We start from the raw sequence: 19,950 nt of genomic DNA, 5'->3' as shown, positions 1-19,950 counted from the left end.
GTTATAGAAGGTTCTGAATTTATAATGGATGTAGATACTGTAATAATGTCTCTTGGAACATCACCAAACCCATTAATTTCATCAACAACTAAAGGTCTTGAGGTAAATAAATGGAGATGTATAGTAGCTGATGACAATGGATTAACTACAAGAGAAGGTGTTTATGCTGGTGGGGATGCAGTCACAGGAGCTGCCACTGTTATATTAGCAATGGGAGCTGGTAAAAAAGCTGCTGTAGCTATTGATGAATATTTAAGGAATAAATAACTTTTTAAAGGGTGAACTATTATTTTTTATATAATAACTAATAAATATTTAAAGTTTAAATAAAATTATAAATTAAAATTTAATGGTACTTTAAATCAAATAAATGATAAAAGATTATTTGGTTTAAAAGTACCTTTTTTATTAAAATTTTCAAATTTCCTTTTTGTAAGATAAAATATATTATATAATATTAAATATTACATATTAAAATTTCTTGGAGGACGCAATGTTATTAGATAAAGTTAAAAAATATTATAGTAAAGATTATGATCTTAATTGTGCAGAAACTATGTTATATGCAGCAAATGAAGAGTATAATTTAAATTTACATACTGAAACATTTAAAACTATGGCTGCCTTTGGTGGGGGGATGGCAATAGAAGATATATGCGGTGCTATAACTGGTTCTATAGCGGTTATAGGAATAATTTTTACAGAGAAAAAAGCACATAAGAGCCCAAAAGTAAAAGAACTTACAAAAGAATTTATAGAAAAATTTAATAAAGAATTGAAAGAGAATAAATGTGATAAACTAAAAGCAAAATATAAAGATAATGGAAAAGAGAGATGTTTACATATGATGGAAATATCTGCAGAAATATTAAGTGATATTATTAATAGGGAAAATAATATAAGATAGGTGATGAAAATGGATTTTAAAAATATAGAGTACTTTGAAGATAGGGTTGTTTTGAAAGGAACAAAAAATTTTAATATAAAACAAACATTTGAATGTGGTCAATGTTTTAGATGGAAAAGACAAGAAAATGGAAATTATATAGGTGTAGCATTGGGAAAAGTTATAGAATTAGAACAAAATGATGATGAAATTACTTTATATAATACCAATAAAGAAGATTTTAATAATATATGGATAGATTATTTTGATCTAAAAAGAGATTACTCATCTATAAAAGAAGAACTTTCTAAGGATGAACTTTTAAAAAAAGCTGTGGAATATGGATATGGTATAAGAATATTAAAACAAGAACCTTTTGAAATATTAATATCATTTATAATATCAGCAAGAAATAGTATTCCAGTAATATCTAAAACTATAAACAAAATAAGTGAAAAATGGGGAACCAAAATAGCTTATAAAGGAAAAGAGTATTATACATTTCCAGCAGTAGAAGATTTTCATAAAGCTACTTTAGATGAGATTAAAGATACAGGAGCTTCTTTTAGAAGCAAATATATTTTAGATACGGTGGATAAGGTTTATAGTTGTAATAATTTGTTAAAAGATATTAAAGATATTAAAGATTTAAATGACAATCAAAATGAATTATTAAAGTATAATCTTTTAAAAATTTGTGATATGAATGATGATGATTGCCACAAAGCTCTTCAAGAATTTATGGGGGTAGGAGCTAAAGTTTCAGATTGTATTATGTTATTTTCAATGAGAAAGTATTCGGCTTTTCCAGTAGATGTTTGGGTAAAAAGGGCAATGGAGCATTTTTATTTGGCACCAGATGTATCTCTTAATAAGATTAGAGTATTTGGAAGGGAAAAGTTTGGAGAGCTTTCAGGGTTTGCTCAACAATATTTATTTTATTATGCAAGAGAAAATAATATAAAACTTTAGTAATTAATCTCCTAAACAAAACATATAAAAAAGTATAATTAATATAATAAAATAAAAAAAATCTATTTTTTAGGTTATTTACTTATAAAATCTATATTTATAAGTAAAAGAAAAAAATGTAGAAAATAGTAAATATTTCTGAAAATTTAGATAATTGGAAATTTGTTAATTAGTTAACATATACGTGGTATAATTAATATGAATCAATTTGCCTTGAATGTTTAAAATATAGTGTTTAGGAGAGTGTTTAACCATGGATTTCCAATTTGAAACCCAACTTAAGAAGTTGAAACATGAAGTTTTGAAAAATGTAGCTATTTTAGCTAAGGAAGACAGATTAAATTTAGACTCATTAGAAAAAGTTCCATATGAAATAATTTCAGGGGACAAAGCACAATATAGATGTTGTGTTTATAAGGAAAGAGCAATAGTTGAGGAAAGAGCAAAATTAGCTGCGGGATACCTAGCAGATGGTGATAGAGCTGATGAAAAACTTATCGATATAAAAGATAGTGAACAAATAATATATGTAATAGGAGCTGCTTGCGATAGATGTCCAATAAATAAATTTGTTGTTACAGAAGCATGTAGAGGATGTTTAGCCCATAAGTGTAAAGAAGCTTGTGCAGTAAATGCCATAACATATATAAATGGAAGAGCTTATATAAACCAAGAAACTTGTAAAGAATGTGGTATGTGTAAAAAGGCTTGTCCATATGATGCTATATCAGAGGTTATGAGACCTTGTAAGGTATCTTGTCCAACTGGAGCTTTAGATATAGATCCAGATGATAGAAGAGCAGTTATAAAGGAAGAAGATTGTGTAAACTGTGGAAGATGTATGGGTGCATGTCCTTTTGGTGCAATATCAGATAAAAGCTCAATTGTTCCTGTAACTAAATCATTAGCTTCAGGAGAAAACATTTATGCAGTAGTTGCACCTGCTATAGCAGGTCAATTTGGAATGACTGTAAATTATGGACAAATAAAAGATGCAATTATTAAGTTAGGCTTTAAAGATATGGTAGAGGCAGCTTGCGGAGCTGATGCTGTTACCGTACATGAAAGCAATGAGTTTGTAGAAAGAATGGAAAAAGGAGATAAGTACATGACTAATTCATGTTGTCCTGGATTCCTTTCATTTGTAGAGAAAAAATATCCAGATCAAGTTGAAAGAATTTCTGGAACAGTTTCACCTATGGTAGCAACTGGTAGATTAATAAAAGCTAATGATCCTAATGCAAAAGTTGTATTTATAGGACCATGTACAGCTAAAAAGAGTGAAATTATGAATCCTAAAGTTAAGGATTCAGTAGATTATGTTATAACTTTTGAAGAGTTAATAGCATTATTAGATGCTTTTGATGTAGATATTAAAAATTGTGAAAGTGTTGAAGTAGATGATGCTTCAATATTTGGTAGAGGTTTTGGTGCTAGTGGTGGATTAACTGCAGCAATTCAAAACTATGTGAAAGAAAAAGATGTTAAGATAGAATTTAAACCGGTTAAAGCTTGTGGTTTAGAGCTTAAAAAGATGATGACACTTGCAAAGGTTGGTAAATTACCAGGAAACTTCATTGAAGGAATGATGTGTGATGGTGGTTGCATTAATGGTGCAGGTGTAATTGGAACTTCAATGAAAGCTAAAGCTGCATTTAATAAGGCTAATTCTAGCGCTTCAAGAAAAACAGTATTATCAAATGAAAAAATTGAACAATTTAAAGATATTGAATTAGAAAAATAAAATTAAAAAATATGGCCATCTCAACTTTTAGAGATGGCCTTTTTTATAAGATGTATTGTTAATTAAATACATATATTAAAGCGATTAACTTAAATACTATATTTAAGTTAAAATTATTTAAAGTTTACTACTATATTTTTTATAAATAAACTTTAAAAATATCCCTTCTAATAGTAATAGTAATAAAATAAATAAAACATTAATAAGAAAAAATTCTTCAGGCAAAACGTTTATTATAGGATCTGTTTTAGGATCAAATAGCCAATAGTCATTATTAAAGATTATTTTATGCATGAAGTTAAAAAAACTATGAAATTTTGCTGAGGATATTACTAAAAGAAAAACTAAAAGAAAGATGGTATTAGCAGTATAATTTAATATTTTAAGTGAGTTAAATTTAAAAAATAATTCATTTAAAACTATAAAAATCAATAAAATAAAAGAAAAGGTCACAATTAATATACTAATATTATTAAATAAAGTTTTTACTTCCTCAAAATGATAATATCCTGTATTAGATATTGAAAAATTATTAAAGTGTAGTGATTTATTTTGTGGAAAAAGTATATAATTAATGAGAGAGTTATATTCATTTAATATTGTATTAAAGTTTAGGTTTGAAATCTTTTCTAAGGAAAATAATTTTATAGATATTTTATATATAGGGGTAAAGACTAAGGTAAATTTTATAAAAGAGTACAAAGATAACATAAATAATAATAAAGATGATGCAGCATAATATAAAAATGAAAGAAAAAAGTTATATTTAATTTTAAAATATTTCATAATATTCACCTCGACTTTCGGATATAATATTAAAGCATTGCTTATAATGAAATTATTGACAGAAAAATTTTTTATAAAACTTTCTATTGAAAATTAATTAATACTATAATAATGTAAAGATTAAATATAATTAGAAAAAATGAGTAAATACAAAATAATTCGAAATATTTAAAGTATTTACAAGTTTTATTAAGTTTTAAGTTGATTTAGTGATTTGAAATATTATTATTGATTTACTATTATAATAATTGTATTAGCACTCAATAGTACAGAGTGCTAACAAATAGAAAAAATTAATTTTAATATATATAATACTTAAGGAGGGGTTAAAATGAGAATAAAACCATTAGCTGACAGAGTAGTTATTAAAAGATTAGAGGCTGAAGAGAAAACAAAAAGTGGAATAGTTTTAACAGGAAGTGCAAAGGAGAGACCGCAGGAAGCAGAAGTAGTTGCTGTAGGACCTGGAGCAATAGTTGATGGAAAAAGAATTGAAATGGAAGTAAAGGTTTCAGATAAAGTATTATTCTCAAAGTATGCTGGAACAGATGTAAAACTTGATGGAGAAGAATATGTAATTCTAAAACAAGACGATATTTTAGCGATAGTAGAATAATTTGGGGAGGTAGATTATTATGGCAAAACAAATTAAATTTGGTGAAGAAGCTAGAAGAAGTATGCAAGCAGGTGTTGATAAATTAGCTGATACAGTAAAGGTAACTTTAGGACCTAAAGGAAGAAATGTTGTATTAGATAAAAAGTTTGGTTCACCATTAATAACTAATGATGGAGTTTCAATAGCAAGAGAAATAGAGCTTGAAGATCCATTTGAAAATATGGGGGCTCAATTAGTTAAAGAGGTAGCAACTAAAACTAATGATGTTGCAGGAGATGGTACAACAACAGCTACATTATTAGCACAAGCTATAATTAGAGAAGGATTAAAAAACGTAACTGCAGGAGCAAATCCTATACTTATAAGAAACGGTATAAGATTAGCTGTAGATAAAGCTGTAGAAGAAATTAAAAAGGTTTCAAAACCTGTAAATGGTAAAGAAGATATAGCAAGAGTTGCAGCTATATCAGCAGCTGATGAGGAAATAGGTAAATTAATTGCAGATGCTATGGAAAAAGTAGGCAATGAAGGCGTAATTACTGTAGAAGAGTCAAAAACTATGGGTACAGAATTAGATGTTGTTGAAGGTATGCAATTTGATAGAGGATATTTATCACCATATATGGTAACTGATACTGAAAAGATGGAAGCTAGCTTAGATGATGCATATATATTAATTACAGATAAAAAGATAGGTAGTATACAAGAAATACTTCCAGTTCTAGAGCAAATAGTTCAAGCTGGTAAAAAGCTATTAATTATAGCAGAAGATATAGAAGGTGAAGCATTAGCTACATTAGTTGTTAATAAATTGAGAGGAACATTTACTTGTGTTGCTGTTAAAGCACCAGGTTTTGGAGATAGAAGAAAAGAAATGCTTCAAGATATAGCTATATTAACAGGCGGTACAGTAGTTTCAGAAGAATTAGGTAGAGAATTAAAAGATACTACAATGGATATGCTTGGTAGAGCAGAAAGTGTTAAAATAACTAAAGATAACACAACAATAGTAAATGGTAAAGGTGATAAGCAAGAAATTAAAAATAGAATTCACCAAATAAAAACTCAATTAGAAGAATCAACTTCAGAATTTGATAAAGAAAAACTTCAAGAAAGATTAGCAAAACTTGCTGGTGGAGTTGCTGTTGTTAAGGTTGGAGCTGCAACAGAAACAGAACTTAAAGAAAGAAAATTAAGAATAGAAGATGCTTTAGCAGCAACAAAAGCAGCTGTTGAAGAAGGAATTGTTCCAGGTGGTGGAACTGCTTATGTTAATGTTATAAATGAAGTTTCTAAATTAACTTCAAATGTAGCAGACACTGAAATAGGTATAAATATAATAGTAAGAGCATTAGAAGAGCCTATGAGACAAATCGCTATAAATGCAGGTTTAGAAGGTTCAGTTATAATAGAAAAAGTAAAGAATAGTGAAGTTGGTGTTGGATATGATGCACTAAATGGTGATTATAAAAACATGATAAAAGCAGGTATAGTAGATCCAACTAAGGTTACAAGATCAGCACTTCAAAATGCAGCATCTGTAGCATCAACATTCTTAACAACTGAATCAGCAGTTGCTGATATTCCAGAAAAAACTCCTGCAATGCCACAAGCACCAGGAATGGGAATGGATGGAATGTATTAAAATTAAAAATATATAGATATAAACTGTATAGAACTTATTATAAGTTCTATACAGTTTTTTTTTATTTTAATAATAAAAGCCTATATATTAAAAATATTGAATTATATAACTAACATATAAAATATAGAAATAAATAATATTTATAGAGAGTTTTATTTGTAATATAAGTATATTAAATTTTAAAAGTGGACAGTAATATAATCGAGGTAAAAATTTAATATTAATATGTAAAAAAATAAATAATAAATAGAGAGGAAATATATGATAATAATTTTATTGTTAGGACTTTTTATAGGAAGTTTTTTAAATGTTTGTATATACAGAATTTCTAAAGATAAATCTATAATTTATCCTAGTTCCTATTGCCCTTTTTGTAATGAAAAAATAAAGAAAAGGGATTTAATTCCTATTATAAGTTATATAAATTTAAAAGGATTATGTAGAAGTTGCAATAGTAAAATAAGTATTAAATATCCAATTATAGAAGGTATAACGGCGTTGGTATTCTTATTTATTTATATAAAGTATGGATTAAATTTATATTTTTTAAAGTACTCAGTTTTGGGAGCTTTATTAATTCTTATAGGAACTATAGATTATAATACTCAATATGTATATAAGAACACAATCATAATATCTGGTTTAATTTCCATTTTATTTATTATTTTAGAGAAGACTTTTTATAATATAAATATTTTAGACTATATATTTGGAGGGATAATTAGTGGATTATTTATCTATACTATATATTTGCTTTCAAAAGGAAATATGGGTTATGGAGATATAGAGATATTTTTTATAATTGGTTTATTTTTAGGAGTAAGATTATCTATTATTTTGCCTCTTATAACTTTTATTTTAACAGGAGCTATAATTATTTTATTTTTACTTTTAAAAAAGGTTAAAAGAAATGAATATATTCCATTAGGACCATTTATAGCATTGTCTACTATTCTAGTAATTTTATTTAAAGATTATTTACTAGAAATATATTTTTAAATTCATAAATATTTAAAAGTATTTATAGATTAATTAATTTAAAATATAAGGAGGATAAAATTTGAAAAAATTAAATAAAAATAAAGGCTTTACTTTAGTAGAGCTAATAGTAGTATTAGCAGTTATGGCTGTAATATCTTCGGTGGCTATTCCTAATTTTACAAATATAAAGAATAAATCTAAAGAAAAAGCAGATAATCAAACTTGTGAAACTATAAAAAGAACGGTAATAATGCTTTTAGCAGATGAAAGTATAGAAGGATCTGAAAAGACAATAACTTATAATGCTAATACGAAAGAAATTCAAGGAATAACTGATGAAAAAGAAAAAGAACATTTAAAATCTGCATTAAAAGAGGTGAAAAACCCTGCTACAGATAGTAGTGCTTCATATAAAATTATTATAAGTAATGATGAGACTGTTAATGTAGATATTGATAAAAAAGCTATTTAAAACAGAAAAAAGAAAGATTACCTGCATAATGAAAAGGGTGAAGAAAAATTAATTTCAGTAATTTTTTTATTTCAATAAAATTTTGAAAGTTTCATTGACAACAAAATTACCATACATTATAATAGGTATAAATTAATTTAAGGAAAGACATTTAAGAAATAAAAAATTTACTCGTATATACCCTGAATAAGGCAGGGAGTATCTACCGGGAGCCGTAAAGTCCTGACTATGAGTGATGTGATATACTATATTCATAATTATTAAGATTATATTTACATATTATAATCTAATTTGTGCATATAGCATATTAACTTCACTATACATAAGAAGTTAATATGCTTTTTTTTATACTCAAAATAAATTTGTAGGGGGAATTGTAAATGGCAATAATATGGAAAACAGCATATACTTTTGATGATGTTCTTTTAGTACCAAATAAATCAGAGGTTTTACCAAGAGAGGTTCAATTAAATACTCAATTAACAAAGAAAATAAAATTAAATATACCACTACTTAGTGCTGGAATGGACACTGTAACGGAATCTAAAATGGCTATTGCTATGGCTAGAGAAGGTGGTATAGGAATAATACACAAAAACATGTCTATAGAAGCTCAAGCAAAAGAAGTAGATAAAGTAAAAAGACAAGAAAACGGAGTAATTACAGATCCTATATACCTTTCAGAAGATCATTTAATCAAAGATGCACTTAATTTAATGTCACAATATAGAATCTCAGGAGTTCCTGTAACTAATAATGGAAAATTAGTTGGAATAATAACAAATAGAGACATTGTCTTTGAAACAGATTATAATAAATCTATAAAAGAAGTTATGACAAAAATGCCTTTAATAACTGCTGAAGAAGGAACTACTATAGAAGAAGCTAAAGAGTTATTAAAAGAGCATAAAATAGAGAAATTACCATTAGTAGATAAAGATGGTATGTTAAAAGGCTTAATAACAATAAAAGATATAGAAAAAGCAAAAATTTTCCCAAATGCAGCTAAAGATTCTAAGGGCAGACTTTTATGTGGGGCAGCTTTAGGTGTTACTGCTGATATGTTAGATAGAGTAAAAGCTTTAGTAGATGTTCAAGTTGACGTTGTAACTATAGATACAGCTCATGGACATTCACAAGGTGTATTAGATGCAGTTAGAAAAATTAAATCTTTATATCCAGAATTACAAATAATAGCAGGAAATGTAGCTACAGCAGAAGCAACTAGAGATTTAATAGAAGCTGGAGCAGATTGTGTAAAAGTAGGAATAGGACCAGGATCAATATGTACAACAAGAGTTGTAGCAGGAGTTGGAGTTCCACAATTAACTGCTGTAATGGACTGTGCAGAAGAAGGAAGAAAGCATGGAGTACCAGTTATAGCAGATGGTGGTATAAAATATTCAGGTGACATAGTAAAGGCTTTAGCAGCAGGGGCATCAACTGCTATGATGGGATCATTATTTGCAGGTTGTGAAGAAGCACCAGGGGAAACTGAAATATATCAAGGTAGAAGTTATAAAGTATATAGAGGTATGGGTTCATTAGGTGCAATGGAGCATGGAAGTAAAGATAGATATTTCCAAGAAGGAAATAAAAAGTTAGTTCCAGAAGGCGTAGAAGGAAGAATTGCTTATAAAGGATTTATATCAGATACTATATATCAATTATTAGGTGGAATAAGATCAGGAATGGGATATTTAGGAGCAAGAACTTTTGAAGATTTATATGAAAATGCTAAGTTTGTTGTTCAAACATCATCAGGATTAAGAGAAAGCCATCCACATGATATTAATATTACTAAAGAAGCACCAAATTATAGTGTAAATCAATAATTAAATTTTAAGAAACTTTAGAATAAAAGTTGGAGGGAAATATGAAAAAGGATTTAGTTTTAGTTGTAGATTTTGGCGGTCAATACAATCAACTTATTGCAAGAAGAGTTAGAGAGTTTGGTGTTTATTGTGAGATAATACCATATAATTATTCAATAGAAAATATAAAGAAAAAAAATCCTAAGGGAATAATATTTACTGGAGGTCCAAACAGTGTTTATGGAGAGGACACTCCAAAGGTAGATGAAGAAATATTTTCATTAGGTGTTCCAGTACTTGGAATATGCTATGGAGATCAGTTAATGGCTCATACTCTAGGAGGTAAAGTTGCAACAGCTCCAGTAAGAGAATACGGAAAAACTCAAATAAAGATTAATAATACATCAAAATTATTTGAAGGAATAAATACAGAAGAGCTATGCTGGATGAGTCATACTGATTATGTAGAAAGTGCTCCAGAAGGATTTAAAATAGTGGCACATACAGAAGTATGTCCTATTGCAGCAATGGAAAATGAAGATAAAAAACTTTATGGAGTTCAATTCCACCCAGAAGTAGAACATACTCCATTCGGAAAAACTATGCTTAAGAATTTCTTATATAATATCTGTGGATTAGAAAAATCATGGACAATGGCATCTTTTGCAGAAGAAAAAATTAAAGAAATAAAAGATTTAGTTGGAGATAAAAAAGTTATTTGTGCATTATCTGGTGGTGTTGATTCATCAGTTGCAGCAGTTTTAGTTCATAAAGCAATAGGAAAGCAATTAACATGTATATTTGTTGATCACGGTCTTTTAAGAAAAGATGAAGGAGATCAGGTTGAGAAAATATTCAAGGAAGGTTTTGATATGAACCTTATAAGAGTTAATGCTCAAGAAAGATTTCTTGCAAAGTTAAAAGGTGTTAGTGATCCTGAGAGAAAAAGAAAAATCATCGGGGAAGAATTTATAAGAGTATTCGAAGAAGAGGCAAATAAATTAGGAGATATAGCATACCTAGTACAAGGTACTATATATCCAGATGTTGTTGAAAGTGGAACAGGAACTTCAGCAGTTATAAAGAGTCATCATAACGTAGGTGGACTTCCAGAAGATATGGAGTTTTCACTTATAGAGCCATTAAGAGAATTATTTAAGGACGAAGTAAGAGCTGTTGGAGAGGAGCTTGGAATTCCTCATAACTTAGTTTGGAGACAGCCATTCCCAGGACCTGGTCTTGCTATTAGAGTTTTAGGTGAAATCACAGAAGAAAAGCTAGATATTGTAAAAGAAGCTGACTGGATATTTAGAGATGAAATAGCTAAAGCAGGATTAGAAAGTTCTATATGGCAATACTTTGCTGTATTACCAGATATAAGAAGTGTTGGTGTAATGGGAGATGAAAGAACATATTGTCACACAATAGCCTTAAGAGCAGTAACTTCATCAGATGGAATGACTTCAAACTGGGCGCACATACCATATGAAATTATAGATAAAGTTTCAAGAAGAATAGTAAATGAAGTTAAAGGAGTAAACAGAATTGTTTATGATGTAACTTCTAAGCCACCAGCAACTATTGAGTGGGAATAAAAATAATTTAAGTAAAAACATTATGTTTAAAGATTAAACATATTAATTTAAAGAAGGTATAGATTGTACAAATTTAGTAAGACAATCTATACCTTCTTTTTATTTTTAACGGAGTTTAAATAATTATATTTAAATTATTAGTGAGACTGTGAATTTAATTTATTATAAGAGTATATTAAATCTATATTTTAGAGATGTTTTAAAAAAGTATTTACTTTATAAATATTTTAAGATTATTTTTTATTATGAGTTTTTATGAAAATAAGATATAAACCTATTAGATTTTAATATTTACTTAATGAAAAGAAGAGAAGTGATATATTTAATTATAATCAATAAATAGTTTATTATTATAAAGTTTATTAAAGCTATATATGAATATATTAAAATAATAAGAAAATAAATTTAAAATAAATAACTTTTTAAGACCTAACTTTTTAAAATTAAAAAATATAAATTTTATACAATAATTTAAAATAATTCTTAGTATTTTAACATAAATAAATATTATAAGAATTAACTAATTACCATAGAGATATGTGGCTAAATTTAAATATTTATAAATAATAAATATTTTTATAAATATTAAAGATAATTTAATAAATTTACTCTATTTTTTTATGAGTTAGTAGAAAGTAAAAATATAATTATACAAAGGCTAAAACTATATTATTAAATTAATAATTAATAATATATTTAACGTTAAAAATTATTCTATGAATAAAAGCATAAATAAACTTGTAATTTTTGAAATTTTTTAACTAACAATAATGGAAAGAGATAAGGAGAGATAGTAATTTTACAGCTTAATAATATTCAATATTTATCCAAAAATGAGTTAAATATGTAATCGGTAAAATCTTTTATATATTAAGTTATTAATAAAACTCTATATTTACAAAATCTTTAATAGGATATATAATTATTAATAAAATAAAAATAAATGACAAAATTTTCTTTTTAATAATTAATCAAAAAAATACCAAGTTAATAATTAACATGTGAAAAAAATAAAACGATAAATTTCACTTTTCTGTTATATTAAATTTTACCAAAAAACTAAATTAACGATATTAAAAATAATAACATAAAAAATAAATATAAAAATAAACATAAGAGTAACTAATATTTTTAGTTGGGGCAATATATTAAAAAATATTAGTTATTACAAAATATTTTTTAAAGTGTATATCTATAATTTTCTAAATTTAAGATTAATTGTATATATTTATTCTTAATTTTAAATTGAATATATATTTAGTTTGATATAACTTTAAATATAATAGGCAAAAGGACTCTTTAATTAAAAAAATTAAAAGGTCTAATAATAAATTAAAAGCAATAAGCAAATAAATAGTCTAAATTTTTTTAGACTAAAACAAATTTAGGGGGGGTACGATGAGACAGTATATTACAAGAAGAGTTCTTCAAATGATACCTACAATAATTGGTATATCATTAATTCTGTTTTTAATCTTTGCTCTAGCACCAGGAGATGCTATTTCCAATAATATGGATCCTCATATGAGTGCTGAAAGAAAAGCAGAACTAAGATCTATGTATCATTTAGATGAACCTAAACCAGTACAATATTATTATTGGCTAAAAGGAGTCGTGACAGAAGGTAGCTTTGGGGAATCATTTTACTACAAAAAACCAGTATCACAAGTCATGAAAGATTTCATACCAAATTCATTTTTATTAGGGGCAGTATCATTGATATTAGGAGTTTTGATAGCTGTACCAATAGGTATAGTATCTGCTACAAAACAGTATTCTATCTTTGATAAAGTATTTACAGTTTTTGCATTGATAGGAATTTCAATGCCGTCATTCTTCTTTGGACTTCTATTGATTAAATGGATAGGAGTTGACTTGAAGATACTACCATTTTCCGGAATGGTTACAGCAGGGGCAGACTATACAGGATTTAAACATGTTGTTGATGTTATGAAACATATGGCATTACCATTAATTGTTTTAACACTTGGTAGTGTTGCTGGATGGATGAGATATACTCGTTCAAGTATGCTTGAAGTTATAAGACAAGATTATATAAGAACAGCAAGGGCAAAAGGACTATCAGAAAGAGTTGTTATTTATAAGCATGCTCTTAGAAATGCTTTAATTCCAGTAGTAACTTTACTTGGATTTTCAATACCTGGATTGTTTTCAGGAGCAACTTTAACTGAAACAATATTTAACTGGCCAGGTATAGGTCCTGTTCAACTTGCAGCAGTAAATAATAGAGACTATTACCTTCTAATGGGTACAAATATGTTACTTGCATTATTAACACTTATAGGTAACATGTTAGCTGATGTAGCTTATGCATTAGTAGACCCAAGAATTAGATTGAAGTAGGAGGTGTAGTAGATGAGTGATAAGAGTAAAAATATAAATAAACCTAAAAAAGAAGTTATAGAAAGTCCATGGGTCATAGCTTGGAGAAGACTTAAAAAAAATAAGCTTGCAATGTCAGGATTAATTATACTAATAGTATTAATTGTTATAGCAGTTGTAGGCCCTATGGTTTATTCACAAAGTTGGGAAACTACTAATTTAACCAATTCATTACAAGCACCATCAGCTAAACATCCTTTAGGTACAGACCAAGTAGGAAGAGACGTTTTAGCAAGACTTATGTATGGTGGAAGAATATCACTATCAGTAGGTGTTGTGGCAGTTGTAATACAAGTTTTAATTGGTAGTGTTTTAGGAATAGTTGCAGGATATTATGGTGGATGGATAGATACAGTAATAATGAGATTTGTTGATATATTAATGTGCTTCCCATTCTTACCACTATTAATAATGCTAGGAGCAATAATGTCAGATTTAAAAGTAGAACCACAATTTAGAATATATGTGGTTATGTTTATAATTGGTATAGTAGGTTGGCCTGGATTATGTCGTTTGGTAAGAGGTCAAATATTATCTTTAAGAGAACAAGAATTTATGCAAGCTGCTGAAGCACTTGGACTTAGAGATAAAAGAAAGATGTTTGTTCACTTATTACCAAATACACTTGCTTCAATAATAGTTTCAGCTACATTAGGAGTAGGTGGAGCCATCATGACAGAATCAGGATTAAGTTTCTTAGGCTTAGGAGTTACGCCACCAACACCAACTTGGGGAAATATGATACAAGCAGCTCAAGATCAATATGCATTACAATTTCAACCATGGCTTTGGGTACCGCCTGGAGTTTGTATTTTCTTAACAGTAATGGCTATTAACTTATTTGGTGACGGATTGAGAGATGCTTTAGATCCTAAACTTAAGGTATAGGAGGGAGTGAAAATAATGACTAAAAATTTAGTTGAATTTAAAAACTTAAAAACTTACTTCTATACAGGAGAAGGAGTTGTAAAAGCAGTTAACGATGTTAGTTTTAAAATAAAAGAGGGGGAAACGGTATGTGTTGTTGGAGAGTCAGGTTGTGGTAAATCAGTTACTGCAATGTCTCTTATGAGACTTATACCAAATCCTCCAGGAAAAATAGTAGGTGGAGAAATCTTTTTAGATGGTAGGGATGTATTAAAAATACCTGAAGAAGAAATGAGAAATATAAGAGGAAATGAAGTTTCTGTTATATTCCAAGAACCTATGACTTCATTAAATCCGGTATTTAAAGTTGGGGACCAAATTTGTGAAGCAATTATTCTCCATCAAAAACTTTCAAAACAAGATGCCTTAAAAAAGGCTATAGATGTACTTAAGATAATAGGAATTCCAAGAGCTGAGGAAATAGTACAGTGTTATCCTCATGAATTATCTGGAGGTATGAGACAAAGAATAATGATAGCTATGGCTATTTGTTGTAATCCAAAACTTCTAATAGCAGATGAACCAACAACTGCTTTAGATGTAACTATTCAAGCTCAAATCCTTGATCTTATGAGAGATATTAAAAAGAAGCTAAATACTTCAATAATGCTTATAACTCATGACCTTGGGGTTGTTGCTGAAATGGCAGATTATGTTGTAGTTATGTATGCTGGAAAAATAATAGAAGAAGCTCCTGTTGATGAATTATTTAAAAATCCAATGCATCCATATACAAAGGGACTGTTAAAGTCAAAGCCTATTTTAAATCAAGCAACAGATAGACTTTACTCAATACCTGGACAAGTACCTAATCCAATAGGTATGCCAGAAAATTGTTATTTTAGTTCAAGATGTGAAAAGTGCATGGAAAAATGTAAAGAAAAACAGCCGCAGCTTATAAATGTAAATAAAAGACATAAGGTAGCATGTTGGCTTTATGAGGAGGGAAAATAGTATGGCAGATGAAGTAATTTTAAAGGTAGAAAATCTGAAAAAATATTTTCCTATTAAAGCTGGAGTATTTTCTAAAACAGTTGGAAATGTTAAAGCTGTAGATGATGTTTCTTTTGAACTAAAAAAGGGAGAAACCCTTGGACTGGTTGGAGAGTCTGGTTGTGGTAAATCAACAACTGGTAGAACAGTTTTAAGATTACTTGAAAAAACCGAAGGTAATGTTATTTTTGAAGGGAAAGATATATATAAATTAAATAAAAAAGAGTTAAGAGCTTTAAGACCAAAAATGCAAATGATTTTCCAGGATCCGTATAGTTCATTAAATCCTAGGCTTTCTGTTGGAGAGCTTGTTGGAGAAGCTTTAATAGATCATGGAATTTGCACAAAATCAAATGTTATTGAAAAAGTTACTGAAACAATAACAAGATGTGGACTTGCTAAATATCATATGAAAAGATATCCACATGAATTCTCTGGAGGGCAAAGACAAAGAATTGGTATAGCTAGAGCATTGGTATTAAATCCAAGTTTTATAGTAGCTGATGAACCAGTTTCAGCTCTAGATGTTTCAATACAATCTCAAATAATAAATTTACTTTGTGAGCTTCAAGAGGAACAAGGATTTTCATATTTATTTATATCTCACGATTTAAGTGTTGTTAAACATATTTCTCATAGAGTTGGAGTTATGTATCTTGGAAGTTTAGTAGAACTTGCACCTAAGCATGAGCTTTATGATAACCCATTACATCCATATACAAAGGCGTTATTATCAGCAGTTCCAATTCCAGATCCAACCTTAAAAAGAGATAGAATAATATTATCAGGAGATATACCAAGTCCTGCCAATCCACCGGCAGGATGTAAGTTCCATACTAGATGTCCTTATGCTACGGAAAAATGTGCAAAGGAACAACCTATTTATAAAAATGTAGGAAATGAACATTGGGTAGCATGTCATTTAGTTAAATAAATAATGATTAGGATAAATTTTATATAACAAAAAGACACTATCAAAGCTAAAAATAGTTTGATAGTGTCTTTAATTATAAGTGTATATTAAGGATATTAATAACTATATGCCTATTAAATGATGTTATTTTTAAACATAAACACAAAATAATTTGTATTACTTAACAAATTAACAGTTTGTTGTTATAAAAATAATATTAATTATGGTATAATACAACTAACAAAATATCCTTATATTTTTATTATAAAAGAGGTGAAATCTTTGTTCAGATTTGATGATAGAGAAGAAGAGCGTATAAAAAAAGATAAGGAATTGTTAAATGATATAAGAAATATGGAAAAGCCAAAGTTTAAAGATATGGTAGCTATAATGTTAGCTCAATATGCTATTATATTTCCAATGATATTTATAGGACTAGCTGTATTTGGATTTATATTATGGCTTATGACTAAGTTTTGGCTTGCGTAAGTATTTAATTAATATTTAAAGGGCAAATTAACCTTATATAATAAAGGCTAATATAAATTTGATGGCATTAAAATAAGGAGGAATTTATTATGAGTAAGGGATTAAGTTTAGATTTAACAAAAGTATCTAATTTTGTTAAAGAGCATGAAATTGAATGTATGGACCATATGGTAAAAACAGCTCACGATATGGTACACAAAAAAACTGGAGCAGGATCAGACTTTTTAGGATGGGTTGATCTACCAGTTAACTATGATAAAGATGAGTTTGCTAGAATAAAAAAAGCTGCTGAAAAGATACAAAGTGATTCAGAAGCATTAATAGTAATTGGAATAGGTGGATCATATTTAGGTGCTAGAGCAGCTATAGAAATGTTAACAAACAATTTCTATAATGTATTAGAAAAAGATAAGAGAAAGACTCCAGCAATATTCTATGTTGGAAATAATATTAGTTCAACATATATGTATGAATTATTACAAGCTATAGAAGGAAAAGATATAAGTGTTAATGTTATATCAAAATCTGGTACAACAACTGAGCCAGCTATAGCTTTTAGAATATTTAAAGAATATATGGAAAATAAATATGGAAAAGAAGAGGCTAAGAAGAGAATTTATGCAACAACTGATAAATCAAAGGGAGCATTAAAAACTTTAGCAGATGAAGAGGGATACGAAACTTTTGTAATTCCTGATGATGTTGGAGGAAGATTCTCAGTATTAACAGCAGTAGGATTATTACCAATAGCAGTAGCTGGAATAAATATAGATGAGATGATGAGGGGAGCAGCAGATTCAAGAGAAGCTTACTCAAATTCAAATCTAATGGAAAATGACTGTTATAAATATGCTGTTATAAGAAATTGTTTATATAGAAAAGGAAAAACTACAGAAATAGTAGTTAATTATGAACCATCATTACATTTCTTCTCAGAATGGTGGAAACAACTATATGGGGAATCAGAAGGAAAAGATGGAAAAGGAATATATCCATCAGCAGCTGATTTTTCAACTGATCTTCACTCAATGGGACAATATATTCAAGAAGGTTTAAGAAATATATTTGAAACAGTAATAAATATAGAAAAACCTAAATATGAAATGACAATAAAAGAATCAAAAGAAAATATAGATGGATTAAACTTCTTAGCAGGTAAGACTATGGATTTTGTAAATAAAAAAGCTTTCCAAGGAACTACTTTAGCTCATAATGATGGTGGAGTTCCTAATATAGTAATTAATGTTCCAGAAATAAGTCCATATTACTTTGGATATATGGTATATTTCTTTGAGAAGGCATGTGGAATTAGTGGATATCTTTTAGGAATTAATCCATTTAATCAACCAGGTGTTGAAGCTTACAAAAAGAACATGTTTGCTTTATTAGGAAAGCCAGGCTATGAAGATATGAAAGCTGAACTTGAAAAAAGACTTTAATTAATATGAAAATATTAGTTGATGGAGATGCATGTCCTGGAAAGCATATAATAGAAAAAGTTGCAATGGAAAATAATATTGAAGTTACAATATATTGTGATTTAAGTCATTATATTCAATCTGACTATAGCAAAGTTGTTGTTGTTGATAGTGGTTTTCAAAGTGTGGATATGTATCTAATAAATAATGCTAAATCAAGAGATATAATAATTACTCAAGATTATGGTGTGGCAGCAATGGCTTTGGGAAAAGGGGTTTATGCTATAAATCCCAAGGGATATATTTATAATGAAGATAATATAGATAGATTGCTTTTTGAAAGACATATTGCTGGTAAAGCTAGAAGAGCAGGTAAAAAAACTGGTACTCATAAGAAACGACGAGTAGAAGATGATATCAGACTAGAAAGCAATTTAAGAAAATTAATAAATAATAAAGAATGAATACAAAAAATAAATACAAAAATAGGAGCATATTTTATAAGCTCCTATTTTTTGTAAATTTTAATTTATAATATTTTAAACAATAAGTTATAAATTAGCATATAGAACCTTCAGAAATTTTTACATCATTAGTACAGGTAATAGAAATTTTAATTGCAATTTCTAAAGCGTTAACTATATTTAAAATATCCATAGAAGGCATACCTTTTTTATTAATTGCTTGAGATGGTAAACAAGGAATGTGCATGAAGCCACCTTTAATATTATTATATTTTTTATTTATTAAATATAATAATCCATACATTAAATGATTACAAACAAAGGTACCGGCAGAATTAGAAATAGAGGCAGGAATGTTATTATTTCTAATTTCATTAACTATAGACTTTATAGGTAGTGTAGAAAAATAAGCATTTTCTCCATCTTCAAAAATGAAACAATCTATAGGTTTATTATTTTCATTATCTTCTATTGAAGCATCGTTTATATTTATAGCAACTCTTTCTAGGGTTATATCACTTCTTCCAGCTGCTTGTCCAATACATATGACTACATCAGGATTATATTTTTTTATAGCATTTTCTAGAACTCTTATTGACTTATAAAATACAGTTGGAATCTTTAACTTTACTATTTTGCAATTAAATAAATTATCATTTAATTTGTTTATTGCTTCTAGAGAAGGATTAATATTTTCTCCACCAAATGGTTCGAAGCCTGTTATTAAAACATTCATAATAAACCTCCTTAAAAATATAGTAGTTTTTATATTTATTATAAATTAAATTTATAAAATTTATTATATAAATATATAAACTACTATATTTTTAAG

19 protein-coding genes and 1 riboswitch are annotated in these 19,950 nt (G+C 27.9%); of the genes, 17 read left to right on the top strand and 2 right to left on the bottom strand.

Annotated elements, in window-relative coordinates; all coding sequences use genetic code 11:
- The 4 genes from BUA70_RS12070 to BUA70_RS12055 form a co-directional block, all read left to right on the top strand.
- A partial coding sequence (locus BUA70_RS12070; protein ID WP_159429653.1) for an FAD-dependent oxidoreductase occupies nt 1-267 on the top strand: 267 nt, incomplete at its 5' end.
- Nucleotides 268-493: 226 nt separating this feature from the next.
- Nucleotides 494-907, top strand: coding sequence for a C-GCAxxG-C-C family (seleno)protein (locus BUA70_RS12065; RefSeq protein ID WP_072897631.1), 414 nt, complete (start codon nt 494-496; stop codon nt 905-907).
- A 9-nt stretch (nt 908-916) separates the two neighbouring features.
- Nucleotides 917-1,858, top strand: coding sequence for a DNA-3-methyladenine glycosylase family protein (locus BUA70_RS12060; RefSeq protein ID WP_072897628.1), 942 nt, complete (start codon nt 917-919; stop codon nt 1,856-1,858).
- A 253-nt stretch (nt 1,859-2,111) separates the two neighbouring features.
- The gene (locus BUA70_RS12055; RefSeq protein WP_072897626.1) at nt 2,112-3,602 is read left to right on the top strand and encodes a 4Fe-4S dicluster domain-containing protein; all 1,491 of its coding nucleotides are present in this window, start codon (nt 2,112-2,114) and stop codon (nt 3,600-3,602) included.
- Between the two features lie 117 nt (nt 3,603-3,719).
- Here BUA70_RS12055 and BUA70_RS13400 read toward each other — a convergent pair whose 3' ends face one another.
- Complete coding sequence (locus BUA70_RS13400) at nt 3,720-4,313, bottom strand: TIGR01906 family membrane protein (protein WP_423236776.1); 594 nt, start codon at nt 4,311-4,313, stop codon at nt 3,720-3,722.
- 406 nt (nt 4,314-4,719) lie between these two features.
- On the opposite strand from BUA70_RS13400, the gene groES reads away from it, so the two are divergent.
- The 13 genes from groES to BUA70_RS11985 all read left to right on the top strand — a co-directional run bounded on the left by groES (nt 4,720) and on the right by BUA70_RS11985 (nt 19,118).
- Entirely contained in the window at nt 4,720-5,004 is a 285-nt protein-coding gene (groES, locus tag BUA70_RS12045; RefSeq protein ID WP_072897622.1) for a co-chaperone GroES, read from the top strand.
- 19 nt (nt 5,005-5,023) lie between these two features.
- Nucleotides 5,024-6,649, top strand: coding sequence for a chaperonin GroEL (gene groL, locus BUA70_RS12040; protein ID WP_072897620.1), 1,626 nt, complete (start codon nt 5,024-5,026; stop codon nt 6,647-6,649).
- A 261-nt stretch (nt 6,650-6,910) separates the two neighbouring features.
- The gene (locus BUA70_RS12035; RefSeq protein ID WP_072897618.1) at nt 6,911-7,648 is read left to right on the top strand and encodes a prepilin peptidase; all 738 of its coding nucleotides are present in this window, start codon (nt 6,911-6,913) and stop codon (nt 7,646-7,648) included.
- A gap of 61 nt (nt 7,649-7,709) precedes the next feature.
- Nucleotides 7,710-8,102, top strand: a complete 393-nt coding sequence (locus BUA70_RS12030; protein WP_072897616.1) for a type II secretion system protein — start codon at nt 7,710-7,712, stop codon at nt 8,100-8,102.
- A gap of 151 nt (nt 8,103-8,253) precedes the next feature.
- Nucleotides 8,254-8,351: riboswitch (purine riboswitch) on the top strand.
- 131 nt (nt 8,352-8,482) lie between these two features.
- The gene (gene guaB, locus BUA70_RS12025; RefSeq protein ID WP_072897614.1) at nt 8,483-9,937 is read left to right on the top strand and encodes an IMP dehydrogenase; all 1,455 of its coding nucleotides are present in this window, start codon (nt 8,483-8,485) and stop codon (nt 9,935-9,937) included.
- Nucleotides 9,938-9,978: 41 nt separating this feature from the next.
- Entirely contained in the window at nt 9,979-11,511 is a 1,533-nt protein-coding gene (guaA, locus tag BUA70_RS12020; protein WP_072897612.1) for a glutamine-hydrolyzing GMP synthase, read from the top strand.
- Nucleotides 11,512-12,909: 1,398 nt separating this feature from the next.
- Nucleotides 12,910-13,875 (top strand): ABC transporter permease, encoded by a 966-nt coding sequence (locus BUA70_RS12015; protein ID WP_072897610.1) that lies wholly within the window; start codon nt 12,910-12,912, stop codon nt 13,873-13,875.
- 12 nt (nt 13,876-13,887) lie between these two features.
- Nucleotides 13,888-14,802, top strand: coding sequence for an oligopeptide ABC transporter permease (gene opp4C / locus BUA70_RS12010; protein ID WP_072897608.1), 915 nt, complete (start codon nt 13,888-13,890; stop codon nt 14,800-14,802).
- A gap of 15 nt (nt 14,803-14,817) precedes the next feature.
- A complete protein-coding gene (locus tag BUA70_RS12005; protein WP_072897606.1) occupies nt 14,818-15,795 on the top strand; it encodes an ABC transporter ATP-binding protein in 978 nt (325 codons plus the stop codon).
- A gap of 1 nt (nt 15,796) precedes the next feature.
- Entirely contained in the window at nt 15,797-16,768 is a 972-nt protein-coding gene (locus tag BUA70_RS12000) for an ABC transporter ATP-binding protein (RefSeq protein ID WP_072897603.1), read from the top strand.
- Nucleotides 16,769-17,029: 261 nt separating this feature from the next.
- Nucleotides 17,030-17,236, top strand: coding sequence for a hypothetical protein (locus BUA70_RS11995; RefSeq protein ID WP_072897600.1), 207 nt, complete (start codon nt 17,030-17,032; stop codon nt 17,234-17,236).
- 89 nt (nt 17,237-17,325) lie between these two features.
- Nucleotides 17,326-18,675: a glucose-6-phosphate isomerase gene (locus BUA70_RS11990; protein ID WP_072897598.1), complete on the top strand. Its 1,350-nt coding sequence runs from the start codon at nt 17,326-17,328 to the stop codon at nt 18,673-18,675.
- 5 nt (nt 18,676-18,680) lie between these two features.
- On the top strand, nt 18,681-19,118 hold the full coding sequence (locus tag BUA70_RS11985; protein ID WP_072897596.1) for a YaiI/YqxD family protein: 438 nt from the start codon (nt 18,681-18,683) through the stop codon (nt 19,116-19,118).
- A gap of 94 nt (nt 19,119-19,212) precedes the next feature.
- Here the strand turns inward: BUA70_RS11985 and pcp are convergent, their stop codons facing one another.
- On the bottom strand, nt 19,213-19,854 hold the full coding sequence (pcp, locus tag BUA70_RS11980; RefSeq protein ID WP_072897594.1) for a pyroglutamyl-peptidase I: 642 nt from the start codon (nt 19,852-19,854) through the stop codon (nt 19,213-19,215).
- Between the last annotated feature and the right edge of the window lie 96 nt (nt 19,855-19,950).

The organism is Clostridium fallax, assembly GCF_900129365.1.
GTDB lineage: Bacteria > Bacillota > Clostridia > Clostridiales > Clostridiaceae > Clostridium_AH > Clostridium_AH fallax.
The sequence above is the reverse complement of the archived record's forward strand: the minus strand, read 5'-3'. Positions and strand labels throughout refer to the sequence as shown.

Bases quoted from the DNA above. Each gene is read 5' to 3' on its own strand.
- BUA70_RS12065 (WP_072897631.1), top strand. From the start codon at position 494: ATGTTATTAGATAAAGTTAAAAAATATTATAGTAAAGATTATGATCTT.
- BUA70_RS12060 (WP_072897628.1), top strand. From the start codon at position 917: ATGGATTTTAAAAATATAGAGTACTTTGAAGATAGGGTTGTTTTGAAA.
- BUA70_RS12055 (WP_072897626.1), top strand. From the start codon at position 2,112: ATGGATTTCCAATTTGAAACCCAACTTAAGAAGTTGAAACATGAAGTT.
- BUA70_RS13400 (WP_423236776.1), bottom strand. From the start codon at position 4,313: ATGTTATCTTTGTACTCTTTTATAAAATTTACCTTAGTCTTTACCCCT.
- groES (WP_072897622.1), top strand. From the start codon at position 4,720: ATGAGAATAAAACCATTAGCTGACAGAGTAGTTATTAAAAGATTAGAG.
- groL (WP_072897620.1), top strand. From the start codon at position 5,024: ATGGCAAAACAAATTAAATTTGGTGAAGAAGCTAGAAGAAGTATGCAA.
- BUA70_RS12035 (WP_072897618.1), top strand. From the start codon at position 6,911: ATGATAATAATTTTATTGTTAGGACTTTTTATAGGAAGTTTTTTAAAT.
- guaB (WP_072897614.1), top strand. From the start codon at position 8,483: ATGGCAATAATATGGAAAACAGCATATACTTTTGATGATGTTCTTTTA.
- guaA (WP_072897612.1), top strand. From the start codon at position 9,979: ATGAAAAAGGATTTAGTTTTAGTTGTAGATTTTGGCGGTCAATACAAT.
- BUA70_RS12015 (WP_072897610.1), top strand. From the start codon at position 12,910: ATGAGACAGTATATTACAAGAAGAGTTCTTCAAATGATACCTACAATA.
- opp4C (WP_072897608.1), top strand. From the start codon at position 13,888: ATGAGTGATAAGAGTAAAAATATAAATAAACCTAAAAAAGAAGTTATA.
- BUA70_RS12005 (WP_072897606.1), top strand. From the start codon at position 14,818: ATGACTAAAAATTTAGTTGAATTTAAAAACTTAAAAACTTACTTCTAT.
- BUA70_RS12000 (WP_072897603.1), top strand. From the start codon at position 15,797: ATGGCAGATGAAGTAATTTTAAAGGTAGAAAATCTGAAAAAATATTTT.
- BUA70_RS11990 (WP_072897598.1), top strand. From the start codon at position 17,326: ATGAGTAAGGGATTAAGTTTAGATTTAACAAAAGTATCTAATTTTGTT.
- BUA70_RS11985 (WP_072897596.1), top strand. From the start codon at position 18,681: ATGAAAATATTAGTTGATGGAGATGCATGTCCTGGAAAGCATATAATA.
- pcp (WP_072897594.1), bottom strand. From the start codon at position 19,854: ATGAATGTTTTAATAACAGGCTTCGAACCATTTGGTGGAGAAAATATT.